The following is a 16260-nucleotide window of genomic DNA, read 5'->3' as shown; positions in this document are numbered from 1 at the left end:
TCGTACGCGGCCGAGCGGGTCGACCCCGCTCGGCCGACGGTTTACCTCACGCCGCCGCGCAGCACGACACGGACGGCGGCATTGCTCTGCACCTTCTCTCCCGTGTCCTCGTCGAGCGCCTCGGCGGTTGCGGTCACATGCGCACGGCCGGCGACGAACAGGTCAGCGGCGCGCCCCTGGAACACCCCCGGAGATGTCACGACAGCCGCGGTCCAGTCGGTCGTACCGTCGCACGCCACGACGAGCGCGAAACGGCCGGTGAGCGAGGACTGCGCATGATCCTGTTTCAGCTGTCCTGAGATCGAGACGAGCAGCGGACGCGAGCAGGTGATGCTGCCGCCTACGACGGCTTGACCGGTCGTCGGATCGACCCCGCCGGATTCGGTGAGCGCCAGGGCGATCGTCAGCGGTGGCGGCGCCTGGAGCAGGTTCAGCTGCAGCCGTCCGCTCGACGCCCAGTAATACCCGCCGGCCATGATCCAGTAGGTCACGCCAGCCTGCGCGTCGAAGCGCACGCGCGATTGCGCGCCCCCGGCGTTGTCGTTGCACGCGACCTGGGACAGCGCGCCGCGCCGGCCGGTGTAGACGGCGAGCGTCGTGTCGTAGTCGCTGCCAAAGGTATTGAACTCGACCCGCATGTCGTTCGACGGCGTGAACGCGTACCACACCGTGTGCGTGGAGCCGGCGCAGAAGGGATCGTCGTACGACGAGGTGGCCTTCGCCGTTGTCTGCACGTTCGTGTACGGGAACTGCTCGATGACGATCGGCGAGCTGAAGTCGTCGTTCAGCGGCGGCACGGCGATCACGTCGAGCGCCGTGTAGATCGTCTCGACCTGGCCGGCGCCGTTGTCGCCGCGGAAGGTCAGCAGGTAGGTGCCGGCCTGACCCTCGAGCGGCAGCCACGAGAACGTCCCGGTATTGTCGCCGTTGTCCACGAACAGCGCGCCTTGCGGAACGCCGGCTGCGCTCAGCGCCACGTGGCGCCCGTCCGTATCGGCGGCGCGGACGGTGAAGGCCACCGGCTGCCGTTCGAGCACGCTCATCGTGCTCGGCGCGGTCATGTCGATCGCGACCGTCGCGTTGTAGCGGATTTCCCCACGCGCGGCGGCGGCCCACCCCTCGCAGTGCTGCTCGAAGGTCGCGCGGAAGGCGAGCACGCTGCCTGCCGTGCCCGGTGCGCCGGGCCCGTATACGACTTCCTTGACCTCGAAACTGCCGCTCAGGACGTTGCAGCCGCGCCCGTCGCCGTAGATCGAGAGGCCGGGCGTCGACAACTGAAATGGCCATCGGATCGCGTTGGCATAAACCCCGGGCGTCAGGTACTGATCGCCGGCGGCGGCGAAGTTCAGGTACCACCAATGACCGAAGTTCGGCGTGTTGAACCCGATGCTGACGCCGTTGTCGTAATTCCTGTATGCCGTGAACGCCCCGTCCGCCGCGGTGAAGTACATGGTGCGGCCGCCGGTGATGTAATCTCCCGGATCGCCGGTCAGCAGGAGCGAGGTGGATCCGGCGCGCGCTTCAACGGCGAAGAGCAGCACGAAGACCGCGCTCAGAAGGATTCGTCGGCGACCCGGGTCGAGTGTGCGCATGTGGCACTCCTGCGGCGATGAAGCGCGACGTGACTGCAGTTTGGTAACGGTGCGTTCCAAACTGTTCACGAAGGAGGCGCGGGAGCCGGTGACGATCGGGCGCTGGGGGAGAGCGCTGGACGACGAAGCAGAAAGCATGCCTCAGCCATCGCGAGTGCGGCGGCGGATGACCCTGGCGACCCGCACGCCTATACTGTCGTTCCACACGGCTGCGGCCGTCGAGGAGGCGTTACCATGAAGCTCGCTGTACCGTTCGGCTTGACAGCGCTCGCCGTCGTCATCGGGAGCGCAAGCGGCCTCGCGCAGCGCGGCGCGGCGCCGGGGGCGAACGCCGCCGTGGCCATCGATGCCGACGACATCGGCGGGGTGGTGACGAGCCGCACGGGTCCGGAAGCGGGCGTCTGGGTGATTGCCGAGACGGCGGATCTGCCGACGCGATTCGTCCGCATCGTCGTCACCGACGACCGGGGCCGCTACGTGCTGCCGGACCTGCCCAAGGCGAACTACGACGTCTGGGTGCGCGGGTACGGGCTCGTCGACTCCGCGCACGTCAAGAGCGCGCCGGGCGCGCGCGTCAATCTCACGGCGATCCCCGCGCCGGATGCGCGGGCCGCCGCTCAGTACTACCCGGCCGGGCACTGGTTCTCGCTGATGCAGGTGCCCGGCAAGAACGAGTTCCCCGGCACCGGCGCGAACGGCATCGCCCCCGGCATGAAGACGCAGGCGGACTTCCTGAGAACGCTCAAGTCGGGAACCTGCTGGGCGTGTCACGCGCTGGGCACGAAGGCGACGCGCGAGATTCCGGCCGCGCTGCACGCGACGTCGTCGGCCGACGGGTGGCAGCGGCGGATCCTGTCGGGGCAGGCGGGCGCCAACATGATGCAGGGCATGACCTCGCTGGGCATGGAACGCGCCTTGACCATGTTCGCCGACTGGTCGGACCGGATCGGCAAGGGAGAACTTCCGCCGGCGCCGTCCCGGCCGCAAGGCCTCGAGCGCAACGTCGTCATTACCGAGTGGGACTGGGCGGATCCGAAGGCCTACCTGCACGACGAGGTGTCGACGGATCGGCGCAACCCGCGGCTCAATGCCAACGGCTTGATCTACGGCGCGCTGGAGCTCAGCGCCGACTACCTGCCCGTGCTCGATCCCGCGCGCAACGCCGCCGCGCGCGTGCCGCTCACCGTGCGCGACCCGGCGACGCGCCCGACGTCCGCGGACATGGCGGCCCCCTCGCCCTACTGGGGCAGCGAACCGATCTGGACGAGCCGCAACAACGTGCACAACCCGATGTTCGACGGCAAGGGACGCGTGTGGATCACGTCTGCGGTCCGGCCGCCGGCCAATCCGGATTTCTGCAAGGCCGGCTCGGATCATCCGTCGGCGAAACTGTTCCCGGTCAACAACGCATCGCGTCATCTCGCGGTCTACGATCCGGCCACGAAGCAGCTCACGCACATCAGCACCTGCTTCAGCACGCATCATCTGATGTTCGCGGAAGACGCCAACGACACGCTGTGGACGAGCGGCGGCGGTCCGGTGGTCGGCTGGCTCAACACGCGTCTGTTCGACGAGACGCACGACGAAGCGAAGTCGCAGGGGTGGACCGCGCTGATTCTCGATACGAACGGCAATGGCAGGCGCGACGCCTACGTCGAGCCGAACCAGCCGCGCGATCCGGCGAAGGACACGCGCTACGGCGGCGGGCTCTACGCCGTCGCGCCGGCGCCGGACGGCTCGATCTGGGGCACCAGCCTGGGGATGCCCGGTGCGGTGGTGAGGCTCGTTCCAGGCGCGAATCCGCCCGAAACGGCGCTCGCGGAGGTGTTCGAGCCGCCGTTCGACGATCCGAAGAATCCCGCGTTCTCGCCGCGCGGCGGCGACGTCGATCGAAACGGCGTCTACTGGGCGGCGCTCGCGAGCGGGCATCTCGCGAGCTTCGATCGGCGCAAGTGCAAGGGACCGCTCAACGGTCCGGCCGCGACCGGGCGGCATTGTCCCGAGGGCTGGGCGCTCTACACGGAGCCGTTGCCGCAGCTCAAAGGCGTGACCGATCCAGGCAGCGCCGGCGCCAGCTACTACACGTGGGTCGATCAGTTCGACGTCTCGGGCCTCGGCGCCAACACGCCGATCAACACCGGCAACGGTGCGGAGGCGCTGCTTGCGCTGAAAGACGGCAAGTGGGTCGTCATGCGCGTGCCCTATCCGCTCGGCTACTACACGAAATGGGTGGACGGCCGCATCGACGAACCGTCCGGAGGATGGAAAGGGCGCGGCATCTGGTCCACCGTCAGCACCCGCGCGCCGTTCCACATGGAGACCGGCAAGGGGACCACCAGCAAGGTGGTGAAGTTCCAGTTGCGGCCGGATCCGCTGGCGAAGTGACGGACGCGCCGGCATTGGGGCTCTGCGCAGTCTGGCTGAGCCTGTGGTCGGCGCTGATCGCGGGCACGCAGAACGCCCCTGGCGCGATGCTGCCCGGGCCCGCGCTGCGCGCGCACCTGACCAGCGAGCGCTTCGCGATTGTCACCTCCACCACCGGATTGCCGCTCGGTGTCCGCGACGAGCTGCGCCGGTTGTTCGGCAGCGCGTCGCTTGACATCGCCGAACCCGGAGCCGAGTTTCAAGCCGCTGCCAGTCGCGCGAAGCCGAACCTGCCGCGGCGGCGGCTGGCCGTCGCGGGATGCGCGAACGATCATCACTGCCTCGTCTACTACGAGCGCGGCGGCGCCGCGCCCACGTGGCACGTCGCGCTGTTCCAGTGGAGCCCGGCGGCGACGCGATTCGAGTGGGGAGGCCGCGCCCCCGGCGGCCTGGCGACCATCGAAGACGTCCGGAAGGCCATCCTGCTCGGTGCGATCAAAGACGCCAACGGAATCTGGTAGCGCGGTCGCGGCGGTGAAGGCGCGCTCTGCCCTGACCTCGGCACGGCGCGCGATCCGGACCGGGCTGACGAGCGACGTCCTCCTCGGGCTCGCGGTTGCCGCGGGCAGTCTGGCGCTGTTCGCCGCGACCCTGCAGCCTGACTTCGGCGGCCCCGAAGACACGCCGAAGTTTCAATTCATCGGCTACGTGCTCGGCATTCCGCACCCGCCCGGCTATCCGCTCTACGTTCTGCTGTCGCACGTCTTCACCGCCATCCCCATCGGCACGATCGCCTACCGCGCGAATCTCTTCTCCGCGGTGATGGCAGCCATCGCGTGCGCTCTCGCGTACGCGATCGCAAGACAGCTCGGCGCGACCCGTTGGACGGCGGCGTGCGCCGCAATGGGACTGGCGACGGGGGCGAGCTTCTGGCGCAGCGCCGTGTTCGCCGAGGTGTACAGCCTCGCGGCCGTGATGGCCGGACTGGTCATCACCCTGTTGCTCGCGTGGGGGGCGCGCGGCAGGTCAGGCTGGCTGGTCGCCGCCTTTGGCGCGTTCGCGTTCGGACTCGGCAACCACCTCACCATCGTCGGGGTCGTGCCGGCGTTCGCCGCCTACGCGCTCACGCGCGGCTACCGGATCTGGTCGATTCGCACCGTCGGCGCGTGCGCGGTGCTGCTGGCGCTCGGTGCCGGTCAATACGGGCTGATCGTCGCGCGCACGCGGCAGGAAGCGCCGTACGTCGAGGTTCGAGCCACCTCGGCGAGCGACCTGCTCGGCGTCGTCACTGCCGAGCGCTTTGCCGATCAGCGGTTCGCGTTCGGGCCTGCGGTCCTGCTGACCGAGCACCTGCCGGCGGTGTCAGCGCTCATCGCGCGCGAGTTCGGCGCCGCCGGCACGATCGGTTTCGCGATCGGCGCGATCGGCATCGTGCGCAGCGCCAACGCCGCGCTCGTCCTTGGCGCAGCCGCCGGCATGCTGGCCATGGTCGTGAACATTTCCGGCGATCTCAAAGGATTCATCACGCCGGTGATGGTCCTGCTCTGGCCATTCGCGGCGGTTGGTGCGAACGCGGCCGCGGGATACGTCCGCTCGATTCGCCGCGCCGGCTCCGTTGCTGCCGCCGCCGTGCTCGGCCTGGCGGCGCTGATGCCGCTGGCGAATCTCGCGGCGAATTACGACGCGGCGGATCAAAGCCAGCACACCGCTGACGGCCGGTTCCTGCGCACCGTGCTCCGGCAGCTGCCAGAAAGGGCGGCGGTCGTCGCCGAGGACTATTGGTCGGACATGGCATGGCGTTATTACCACCTCACCGGCGAAGCGGGCCCGGACCGCGGCATCGTGCGGGTGGACTTCTCCGCCGACAGCGCGCGCAACGCCGCCCGTGAAGGGCGCCGCGTGTTCGCGCTCGCCACCGGCGCGACGTTCCTGGCGGCCGAGGGACTGACCTTCACGCGCGCGGCGATCGAAGGGCCGCCGCTCGCCGAGTGGCTCCGATCGCTGCCGCGCCGCAGCGTCGTCGTCGGCGCGGTCGCCTACGCCCCGTCACCCGTCGACATGTCGGCCATCGGACATTCACGGGCGCGTCCTCAGGGACGGGACCGGGCGTTCGAAGCATTCGCGGCGGTCGTCCATTCCGCGGGGGATGCGTGGCGCCGTGAGGACGACGAGGTGTCGTTGACCGTGGATGCGCAATCGCTGCGTGCACCGCTCCCGCCGCTTGCGGGTCCGCTCGTCGCCGCGGCCGCGCGGGGCGGAGCGCGGATCGATCTCGCGGAGCGAACGATCGCCCGCGTCGAATCCGGGGCAGTCGTCGCCGCGTTTGCGCCGGATGGAACGCTCCTCCGTGCCCTGGAGTTCGGTTCGGACGAGCCGCGACGGGTGGATTACGAAGGGGCGATATACGAGCTCACCGCGGAGTCGCCGTGTGCCGAGCTGAAACCGGATGCATGGGTCGACCTCACCCCGGTGTTCGCCACCGGAAGCTGGGTCGCGACGCTGCACGCCCCAGGCTCGATCGTCATTGAAACAGTCACACCGGGTTCCCGCGACGTGCGAGCGCGGTCGGCCGTCCTGCTCGGCGACGGGACGATCACGACCGAGGTGACGCACCGCTCCGAGGGTGACGTCCTGACGACGAGAGTGGCCCGAACCGGCGATCGCCGGCCGCTGTTTCGGCTCGCGCTCGACCGGCGGCTCCCGGCCGTACGGGCGCGCGTTCGCGCAGCAGGCGCGCCATCGGCCATTCGCGTCTGCGCGCTCAATCCGATGCGGGCGCTCTTTCCGCCGGGTCGGGCAGCGGCGGTGCTCAACGCGAACTTCGAATCGGAGGCGTACTTTGGCGCCGGCTGGAGCGACGCGATTCGCACCCCGGCGGGACCGGTCCGCCGGGCGGAGAATGCGGCGACGCTGTTCCTGCCGCTGGCGCCTGGCCGCGACCATCGCCTGGTGCTCGAGATCGCGCCGGGGATTCGCGGCATCGAGGTCGCGCTCGACGACCAGCCGCTGGGCCTCTGCACTCCGCTGCCGCGGGGATGCGAGATCATCCTGCCGTCCGGCGCGATTCAGAACGGCGTCAGCGCGTTGACCCTGGCCGCGCGCTCCGGCGCCGACAGTCGATCGGTCCCGCTCACGCTGTTTGCCGCCCGGATTTCGCGAGCGCGGTGACCGCGCGCCGCGTCCCCGCACGAGATGAGCCGCTCCTGCCGCCGTCTGCGCCTTGCCGAGCGGAGGCACCATGCAAACGACCTTGCTCGCCGGACTGATCGTGCTCGCGGGGGTCACCAGCGCCGCCGGCCAGACGCCGCGGCTCGAGATCGGACCTGTCGTGCGTCTGGATCGCGTCTTCATCGAAGGCGGAACGACGGGAAGTACCGTCGCCGCGGGCGCTGCGGCCACGCTGCGGTTGTCGAACCGCTATGCGATTCAGGGCGACGTTACCAGGGCGGCACGGCGAATCGAGCGCAGCTACGAGGGACGGTTCATCTCATACGCGACGGGCCCGGCGGCCACCCGGGAGGAGATCGAACGGCTGGCGCCCGTCGCCAGACGTTCGCTCGGCTACGCCCCCGGCGTCGGTGCGTCAGTCGCGTTCCGGGCCGGCGGCGACATCACTCCGCGCGTCGCGGTGGGCGCCAGCGCCGGCGCGACGGCGCGGCGCTACGATCAGACGTCCGCCTACACCCTTCTCAGCATTCCTGACGGCGTGGATCCGTCGCGGGTGGCCCGCGATCACCAGAATTCGTCCGTTCATCGGTGGCGGGGCGGGCTGCTCCTCGGTCTCGACGGCTCGGTCGCGGTGACGCCCCGCTTGAGCGTCGCGCCCGAAGTGCGCGTCGTGTACGGCGGTCCAGCGAGGATCGGCAACAAGTACCGCGAACTGGGAGCCGGGCTTCGCGCCGTGTGGCGGTTTTGAGCCCGGCGCGGGAGTCGACGCCGTGTAGACTTCACGGGTGCCGATCAACACCGCTCATCTCATGCGCGCCGGCAGACACTCATGAAGACGCAGTACTACACCGCCGCCACGCTCGACGGGTTCATCGCGACGGAAGACGACTCACTGGACTGGCTGTTTCCGCTCGGCGATCCTGCCGACACGAGCTATCCGTCGTTCATCGCCGACGTCGGCGCGCTGGCCATGGGTTCGGCCACCTACGAGTGGATGCTTCGCCATGCCGACGAGGTGGCGGCGGAAATGGGCTCGCCGTGGCCGTATGCGCAGCCCGCGTGGGTGTTCACGAGCCGGTCGCTGCCCCGGATCGAGCACGCCGACGTTCGCATGGTGCGAGGGGACGTTCGTCCCGTGCATGCGCAGATGCGCGAGGCCGCCGGCACGAAGAACATCTGGGTCGTGGGAGGCGGCGACCTGGCGGGGCAGTTCCACGATGCCGGACTGCTCACGGAGATCGTGGTCCAGATCGCGTCCGTCACCCTGGGCCGCGGCAAGCCGCTGTTCCCGCGGCGATTGACGAATCCGCCGCTTCGACTGCTCTCGGCGCGGCAGGTGGGCAGCGGCTTTGCGGAACTGACGTACGCCGTACCGGCGGCCGGCGAGACCCGCCGATGACGAACGCCGGCGCGTCCGGCGCGCCGGCGTCGCACGCCTCGTCTACGCGAGCAGCCGCTCCTCAGCCTTGAACGCCGCGCCGACGACGGCGCCGAACGTCATGTGGGCGATGAACAGCGCGACGATCCCCTGCGGGCCGACGGCGCTCCAGAAGTGTCCGGGCCCGCCGAGTGCCGCCCACACGAATCCGGCGATGATCGTGTTGTAGGCGCCGAGGATCACGCCGGGGCCGACACCAGACTGCTGCAGGACCAGCTCGAACGCCAGGCCGTAGCCGATGCCGAGCGCGCCGCCGATCAGGAGGTGCGCCGCCAGGCCCACGATCCACAGGTTCGTTCCGAGCACGGCCGCCAGCTGCGACTCGATGTGCAGCGGAATGCCGGCCGCCCGGACGCCAGCCATCACGAGACTCATCGCCAACGCTCCGACGATTCCAGCCATGAACGCGCGGCCTGGATGCATGAGGTCCTCCTTCTGTCGTGTTCCGCGGGGTCCCTCCCTGTAGCGCCATATTACGCCTGCTGCCCCGCCGGGTAACATGAGGCTGCGCACGCCGCCACCATGACGCACCTGCCGGAGGACGATCGGCTGCACTCGCTCGACTGTCTGCGGGGCCTGGCGCTCTGCGCGATGATCCTGGTGCACTTCCACCAGCGGATGCGGCAGGACGCCGGCGGCGTCGAAGACCTGATCGCGTGGGGCGTCTGGGTGCTGCTGGAACAGAAGGCCTGGGGCACGTTCGCGTTTCTGTTCGGCGCCGGGTTCGGGATTCTGCTGCGGCGCCTGGACGCGCGGGGCCGGCGGGTGTGGCCGATCTTCCTGCGCCGGATGGCGGCGCTGGCCCTCTTCGGCGTGATTGCCGAGGTGGGGTTCGGATTCGGCATCCTCCTCGAGTACGCCTGCTGGGGTGTCGCGCTGCTGGTCCTCCGCCGGTGGCCGACGCCGGCGCTGCTCGTCGCGGCGGCGATCTTCGCCTGCGCCCGACCGCTGGCCGCCGAACTGACGGCGCTGCACGCTTTCGGATTGGCGGCCGCGCCGGCGCACACCGCCGCGCTCATGCAGGCAGCCGCCGCGGCGGCGGCGCAGGATCGCTACCTGACGCTGCTCGCCGCGCGATGGGCGTTGTTCGTGAACGGATTCGCCCTCGGCTGGCGGGATCTGCTGCCGACGGTCAACCTGGCCCTGTTCACGCTGGGACTGCTCGCGGTCCGGCACCGCGTCCTCGATGAACCAGGTCGTCACGTCCGGCTGATAGCCGGCTGGATGATCTTCGGCGCGGGATCGTGGGCGGTATCGTGGCTGGTACTGCGCCGTCTGCCGTCGACGGGTATTCCCGGCGCGGACTGGCCGATCGCCTACGGATTCGGTCTCATCCAGGATCAGTGGCTCTGTTTCACCTACATCGGCGGCGTGATCCTGCTGGTGCACGCACGTCCGGCCTGGACGGCGCGCCTCGCATGGTTCCGCGACGCCGGGCGGCTGGCGCTCACCAATTACCTGCTGCAGGCAATCGTGCTCGACGCGCTCGCGTCCGGCTACGGCGCGGCGCTCACGGTGCGTCCCTACTTGTACGTCGCCGCCACTGCATTGCTGTTCGGCGTGGAGGCGCTCGCGAGCCGCGCGTGGCTCGCCCGCTTCCGTCTCGGCCCGCTCGAATGGTTATGGCGCACCATCACCTACGCGCGTGTCGCGCCGTTGCGCCGTGCTGCGGCGGCTGACGTGCCGCCCGTCAGGGTATAGGATGGCGTTCGCATCCGCAGCCGATGGAGCCAGGAGGGACAGCATGAGCAGCGAATCATCCACGAGGCGCCCGAGCCGCTTGAGCCGACGGCAGATGCTGGGGACCACGACGGCGGTCATTGGCGGCGTCGTTGCGGGGGTCACCGGCGACGTGCTCGGCCAGGAGAAGCCGAAGGCCGCGGGGTCCGCCGCGCCGGCGGCCTCGCCGATGACAGGTCCGAACCTGAATCCGCCGACCGTCCGGATCAAAGGCGGTACGCTGCGCGGTCTCAGGGAAGGGAAGACGGCGTCGTTTCTCGGCATCCGCTATGCGGAAGCGGAGCGTTTCGGGCCGCCCAGGCCCGTTCAGCCGTGGAGCGGGATCAAGAACGCACAGGTGTGGGGGCCGGTGTGCCCCAGCCCGGAGCAGACCAGCGTCAGCGCCGACGAGCTGGTCTTTCCGCATCGCTACTTCATCGCCAACGAGCACTGCCAGTACCTGAACGTGTGGACGCAGAGCCTGACGCCGGCGGTGAAGAAGCCGGTGATGGTGTGGATGCACGGCGGCGGGTTCACCAACGGCGCCTCGATGGAGTCGTACGCGTACGACGGCCGCAGCCTCAGCGAGTTCGGCGACGTGGTGGTCGTCAGCGTCAATCACCGCCTGAACATTCTCGGCACGCTCGACCTGTCGGCGTACGGTCCTCAATATGCGAATTCCCGCTACACCGGCACGGCGGACCTGGTGGCGGCACTGGAGTGGGTGCGCGACAACGTCGCGAGCTTTGGCGGCGATCCGGGCAACGTGATGATTTTCGGGCAATCCGGCGGCGGCGGGAAAGTGGTCCGCATGCTCCACACCCCCGACGCGCGCGGTCTGTTCCACAAGGTCGCGGCGCAGAGCGGCGGGAACAACACGTATCGGACGACCGATCCGGCGGCGAGCATCAAGGCGCAGCAGGCGATTGCGGCGCACACGCTGAAGCACCTGAATCTCACGGGGGAGCAGATCGACAAGCTGAAGACCGTTCCATATTCTCAGCTCATCGCCGCGGGAGCCGCCGCCTTGCGCTCGGCCGCGCAGGAGGTCGGCAGGCCGTCGCTCAACTGGGAAGTGATCGCCGACGATCAGTACGTCATGCGCGAGTTCTGCGACTGGGCCGACGACATCCCGCTCATCGTGGGCTCGGTGTTCAGCGAGATGCAGGGCACGCTGACGCGCGGCGACGGACGCAAGAACGAGTGGTCGCCGAAGGAGATCGACGAGCAGCTGGCGGCCGCATATGGCGACAAGAAGGACGCCATCGTCGCCGAGTTCAGGCAGGCGTTCCCGCGCAAGAAGGTTCAGGACGTTCTCTATTACGCCGGCGGCTCGCGTCCCGGCGCGAAGAACCTGCTGGCGCGCAAGCTGGAACGCACGAAGGTGCCGGTCTACAACTATCTGTTCGCGTGGGAATACCCGATCAACGGCGGCATTACCGCGTTCCATTGCTCGGAGCTCGCGTTCTGTTTCCACGCGCTCGCCGTGCCGCAGATCCGTACCGCCACCGGCGGCGGCGCCGTCGCGCTGGCGCTGCAGGACAAGGTCGCGCAGGCATGGGTCAACTTCGCGCGGACGGGAAATCCGAGCCAGCCGGGGCTCGCGTGGCAGCCGTACACCACGGCGAACCCGCAGGCGATGGTCTTCGACACCGTGAGTCAGTCGGTTCCGCTTCGCGACGACAAGCTGGTGTCGTTGCTGCCGGCGCCCGCCGGCCGCGGCGGCGGCCGGGGGCGCGGCGGCGCGTGAACACGACCTCGTTGCGCCGGACCCTGGCATCATGATGGCGGCCGCTGATTCCGACAACGATTTCACGATGGTTGCCCTGCGGTTCGCGAGGGCGCTGACGGACCGCGACTATGCCGCCGCGTATGAGATGACGTCGCGTGACTACCGGCGCGGCGTGACGCTCGAGGCGATGCGGACGGCATTCGAGTCGATGGTGCCCGCCGAGTTCGGGGCGATTGGCTCCGTCGAAGCCGGCCTCACGATGGACAGCTGGCCGGACAAACAGCCGGCGGATGCGGGCTGGGTCTACGTCAGTATCGCCGGCGACGTGTACAGTGAAGCCGTCACGGTCGTGGTGACCAGGGAAGACGGGGCGTTGAAGGTGCGTGCCGTCGAGTTCGGGCGGCCGTAACATCGGCGGAGCAGCCATGCGGGGCATCGAATTCGACATCCGCTGCCCGTTCGAGGCCCACGATGCCGACGCCATCCGCGCGATCCTGGATCGAGGGTTCGACGCGCGCGCGGCGATCAAGGGACAGCCCGCCGTCAATCGCCTGCGCGCAATTCGGCCTGTTGCCGCAGGTCGGCCGCGGCCTCCCCTGGACAACGTGCCGAACCGCTGCCTCGCGTCGTAGGCAGCGCCTTTCAGCCTGATGCCGGAACGTATCGTCGCCCTCCTGCCCGATGTCCCGTCCCAGCGCGAGCGCGTTCGCCTGATGTTCCGCGACGCGGGAATGTTCGACGTGTACGCGAAGCTCGCGGCGGGGCAGTCGTCGTCGGCGTTGCTGCACCGGATCGAACTGCCCAACGAGGAGGTCGCGCGCCGGCTCAGGTTTGCGGCGGCGGCGCACGGCCTCGAGGCGCCGTCGATCCAGCGATACATGGACGCGACGCCGAAAGAACTGGCGGCGGCGCCGCTTCTGCTTCTGCGGGCCGGCGGGCCCGGAACCGAACGCGGACATCCTCGAGACGGAACGTCGTACGACGACAGCGGCGCCTGCCCCCACTGCGGCGCCGGGCTCGTGCAGACGTCTCCTTTCCGCGTGCGCAGGACCGAGCTGCCGAAGTCTTTTCTGGCGGCCGGCATTGCCGACGAGCTGCTGCTGCACGAGTCGATCGCGGGAGCGATCGCGTCGGCAGGGTTGCGCGGCATGTCGCTGCGCCCGGTGCTCGATCCGTCCGGTGCGCCGATCCCGTGGCGCCAGGTCGTCGTTCAGGCGACGCTGCCGCCGATGCTGGCGAGTGCACGGGGGATGATTCGCGGGCGCGCCGGCGCCGAGCGCCCGTGCGCGCGTTGCGGCCGCGACGGCTGGTTCAATACGACCGAAGATCCGTTCATTCCCGCCTACCCGCGCTCCGCCGTCGACACGATGCCTGATGCGGCATGGACGTTCGAGCTGTTCGGCACCGGCGCGTGGGCAGAGCCGGTGCACGGCAAGCGGTGGCTCGCACGCCGGCGCCTGATCGTGCGTCCGCGCGTGTACGCCGCGCTGCAGCCGCTCAAGCTTCGCGGGGTCCGCTGGTCTCCCGTGCGCGTCGAATGAGAGCGGCGCCGCCGACTCATCCACCACGCGGCCGCTCGTCCGGCCGCGAGTCGGCGTATGCTAGCGCAACTAATCCGAGGAGCACGCCCATGATCCTGCTTCGCTTCGCCGGCCGCGCCGCCATCGGGCTGATCGCTGCGACCCTCATCACACTGCCGGGCTCCGCGCAGGACGGCTATCGCACGCCGCCAGACGCCATCACGAAGATTCTCGATTCACCCGCGCCGCCGGTGGTGACCGTGAGCAGCGATCGCAAGTGGCTGCTGATCACGACGTCGGACGTGCCCGAGACGACCATCGCGGAGCTGGCCGAGCCGACCATGTATCTCGCCGGCCGCCGCTTCTACTCGCAGCCGCAGCACCGCATCGACTTCGAAGGCGTGCGGACCGCGTCACTGAAGCCGGTGGACGGAGGCGCGGAGATCACGATCCCCGTGCCGAACGGCGCCCGCCTCACCCCGCCGCAGTGGAGTCGTGACGCGAAACGGCTGGCTTACTTCGTCATGACGCCGGACCGGATGACGCTGCACATCTTCGACGCCGCCACCGGCGCGAGCCGCGCCGTCACCGCGCCCGGCGGCCAGATCCCGGGACGCCTCGAACCGTCCGGCGGCTGGACCAGAGACGGCAGGCACTTCCTGTTCAGCGCCACCACCCGCGAGGGGGAAGCACTGTGGGTCGCCGATGTCGACGCGGGAACGGCGAAGCGCCTGACGCCGCCGCGGGTGAACTACGTCGCCGGCGGATGCGCGTGGACGGCCGGACGCGCGCCGGCCGTCTGTCTGCTGTTTCCCGAAGGGCGCGGCGCCGAGCCGAAGCGATCCGACGCGCCGGCCGGACCCATCGTGCAGGAATCCTACGGCCGCGCCGTCCCGGCGCGCACCAACACGTATCTCTTGAAGGACCGTCACGACGAGACGCTGTTCGACTACTACATGACCTCGCAGCTCGTGAGCATCGGGCTGGACGGCAAGATGACCCCGATCGGCAAGCCCGGCGTGCACGCGCTGCCCTCGGCGTCGCCGGACGGCAAGTACCTGCTCACCCGCGTGACGCATCGCCCCTACTCGTATCAGGTCGGCCAGGGCAGCTTCCCGGTCAGGACCGAGGTGTGGACCACCTTCGGCGAGTTGATGAAGACCGTCTACGACCGGCCGCTCGTCGAAGCGCAGCCGAGCATGCGCGACTCCACCACGCCCGGCGTCCGCACCATTACCTGGCGCGCCGATCAACCGGCGACCCTGATCATGGTCCAGGCGCTGGACGACGGAGATCCGCGCCGTTTGGTGGCGAAGCGCGATCGCGTGTCGATGCTGCCGGCGCCGTTCACGGGAGAGCCACAGCCCTTCCTCGACACCGAGATGCGCTACGGCGGCCTCCAGTGGCTCAGCCCGCAGGTCGCGCTGGTCAGCGATTTCAGCTCGCAGAAGACTCGCGCCCGCACCTGGGTGATCGATCCGTCGCTGCCGGACGGCGGCCCGCCGCGGCCGCTCTGGGACTACAACATCGAGGATCGCATCAACGCCCCCGGCAGCCTGATGTATCGCTACGATCTCGCAAGCGATCGCCAGCTGCCCATCACGAGCCCGGACGGCCGGTTCTACTACCTCACCGGTCCGGGCGCGTCGAAGGAGAAAGACGGCGATCGCCCGTACCTCGATCGGATGGAGATCGCGACGGGCAGGACGGAGCGGCTCTGGCAGTCCGCGCCGCCGAATTACGAAGCGGTGGTCGCGCTCCTCGATGCGTCGGCGGCGAAAGCGATCGTCCGGCGGGAATCGGCAAGCGAGCGTCCGGACTACTACGTCGTCGACATCGCGTCGAAGCAGGCGAGCCGCCTGACGAATCTTCCCGATCCGGCGCCGTTCTTCTCGACGGTCAAGGCGGAGCTGCTCACCTATACCCGTCCGGACGGGGTGAAGCTCTCCGGCACGCTGTACCTGCCGCCGGGATACGATCGCGCCCGCGACGGGAAGCTGCCGTTCTTCTTGTGGGCGTACCCGCAGGAGTTCATGTCAGAGGACGCGGCGTCGCAGGTCGCCGGATCGCCGTATCAGTTCCGTCGTCCCAGCCGCGCGGACCATCTGTTGTTGCTCGCCGCCGGTTACGGCGTGCTCGACAATCCAACGATGCCGATCGTGGGGAAGAACGGCGTCGAGCCGAATGACGGCTACGTGCCGCAGCTCGTCGCCAGCGCCAAGGCCGCCATCGACAAGCTCGAGGAGCTCGGCGTCGGCGATCGCGACCGCATGGGCGTCGGCGGGCACTCCTACGGCGCGTTCATGACCGGCAACCTGCTGGCGCACTCGGATCTGTTCCGCGCCGGCATCGCCCGCAGCGGCGCCTACAACCGGACGCTCACCCCGTTCGGGTTCCAGGCCGAGCCGCGCACGTACTGGCAGGCGCCCGAGGTCTACGATCAGATGTCGCCGTTCCATTTCGCCGACAAGATCAAGGAGCCGATCCTGCTGATCCACGGCACCCACGACAACAACCAGGGGACGTTCCCGGTGCAGTCCGAGCGGATGTTCGCGGCGCTCAAGGGCAACGGCGGAAACGTCCGCTACGTCCAGCTCCCGCTCGAATCGCACGGCTACATCGCCAGGGAGAGCCGGCGGCACGTGATCTGGGAGATGGTGAACTGGCTCGACACGCACGTGAAGCCGCCGAAGAAGGGGACGTCGCAGCACTAGCCGGATGGTCGCG

The 16260-nt window shown here is 69.3% G+C and carries 13 protein-coding genes; 11 read left to right on the top strand and 2 right to left on the bottom strand.

Going from position 1 to position 16260, the window contains the following annotated elements; all coding sequences use genetic code 11:
• Positions 1-41: 41 nt before the first annotated feature.
• Positions 42-1592: a putative Ig domain-containing protein gene (locus tag VFK57_10395; protein ID HET7696107.1), complete on the bottom strand. Its 1551-nt coding sequence runs from the start codon at positions 1590-1592 to the stop codon at positions 42-44.
• Between the two features lie 234 nt (positions 1593-1826).
• Between VFK57_10395 and VFK57_10390 the strand changes: the two genes are divergently transcribed.
• From VFK57_10390 to VFK57_10370, 5 genes are all read left to right on the top strand, one after another.
• On the top strand, positions 1827-3977 hold the full coding sequence (locus VFK57_10390; GenBank protein HET7696106.1) for a carboxypeptidase-like regulatory domain-containing protein: 2151 nt from the start codon (positions 1827-1829) through the stop codon (positions 3975-3977).
• Positions 3974-4477 (top strand): hypothetical protein, encoded by a 504-nt coding sequence (locus tag VFK57_10385; GenBank protein ID HET7696105.1) that lies wholly within the window; start codon positions 3974-3976, stop codon positions 4475-4477. The genes VFK57_10390 and VFK57_10385 overlap by 4 nt, the downstream gene beginning before the upstream one ends.
• 13 nt (positions 4478-4490) lie before the next feature.
• Entirely contained in the window at positions 4491-7124 is a 2634-nt protein-coding gene (locus VFK57_10380) for a DUF2723 domain-containing protein (GenBank protein HET7696104.1), read from the top strand.
• A gap of 70 nt (positions 7125-7194) precedes the next feature.
• On the top strand, positions 7195-7872 hold the full coding sequence (locus VFK57_10375) for a hypothetical protein (protein HET7696103.1): 678 nt from the start codon (positions 7195-7197) through the stop codon (positions 7870-7872).
• Positions 7873-7953: 81 nt separating this feature from the next.
• The gene (locus VFK57_10370; GenBank protein HET7696102.1) at positions 7954-8523 is read left to right on the top strand and encodes a dihydrofolate reductase family protein; all 570 of its coding nucleotides are present in this window, start codon (positions 7954-7956) and stop codon (positions 8521-8523) included.
• A gap of 42 nt (positions 8524-8565) precedes the next feature.
• Here the strand turns inward: VFK57_10370 and VFK57_10365 are convergent, their stop codons facing one another.
• Complete coding sequence (locus VFK57_10365; protein HET7696101.1) at positions 8566-8925, bottom strand: hypothetical protein; 360 nt, start codon at positions 8923-8925, stop codon at positions 8566-8568.
• A 159-nt stretch (positions 8926-9084) separates the two neighbouring features.
• On the opposite strand from VFK57_10365, the gene VFK57_10360 reads away from it, so the two are divergent.
• From VFK57_10360 to VFK57_10335, 6 genes are all read left to right on the top strand, one after another.
• Complete coding sequence (locus VFK57_10360; protein ID HET7696100.1) at positions 9085-10263, top strand: DUF418 domain-containing protein; 1179 nt, start codon at positions 9085-9087, stop codon at positions 10261-10263.
• Between the two features lie 79 nt (positions 10264-10342).
• Positions 10343-12031, top strand: coding sequence for a carboxylesterase family protein (locus VFK57_10355; protein HET7696099.1), 1689 nt, complete (start codon positions 10343-10345; stop codon positions 12029-12031).
• A gap of 34 nt (positions 12032-12065) precedes the next feature.
• The gene (locus VFK57_10350; GenBank protein ID HET7696098.1) at positions 12066-12422 is read left to right on the top strand and encodes a hypothetical protein; all 357 of its coding nucleotides are present in this window, start codon (positions 12066-12068) and stop codon (positions 12420-12422) included.
• A 16-nt stretch (positions 12423-12438) separates the two neighbouring features.
• Entirely contained in the window at positions 12439-12645 is a 207-nt protein-coding gene (locus VFK57_10345; protein ID HET7696097.1) for a hypothetical protein, read from the top strand.
• Between the two features lie 18 nt (positions 12646-12663).
• A complete protein-coding gene (locus tag VFK57_10340; protein HET7696096.1) occupies positions 12664-13554 on the top strand; it encodes a hypothetical protein in 891 nt (296 codons plus the stop codon).
• Positions 13555-13643: 89 nt separating this feature from the next.
• Positions 13644-16247 carry a prolyl oligopeptidase family serine peptidase gene (locus VFK57_10335; protein ID HET7696095.1) on the top strand — a complete coding sequence of 868 codons (2604 nt, stop codon included), beginning with the start codon at positions 13644-13646 and terminating at the stop codon, positions 16245-16247.
• The last annotated feature ends 13 nt before the right edge of the window (positions 16248-16260 follow it).

The sequence above is a fragment of the Vicinamibacterales bacterium genome (assembly GCA_035699745.1).
GTDB lineage: Bacteria > Acidobacteriota > Vicinamibacteria > Vicinamibacterales > 2-12-FULL-66-21 > JAICSD01.
The sequence above is the reverse complement of the archived record's forward strand: the minus strand, read 5'-3'. Positions and strand labels throughout refer to the sequence as shown.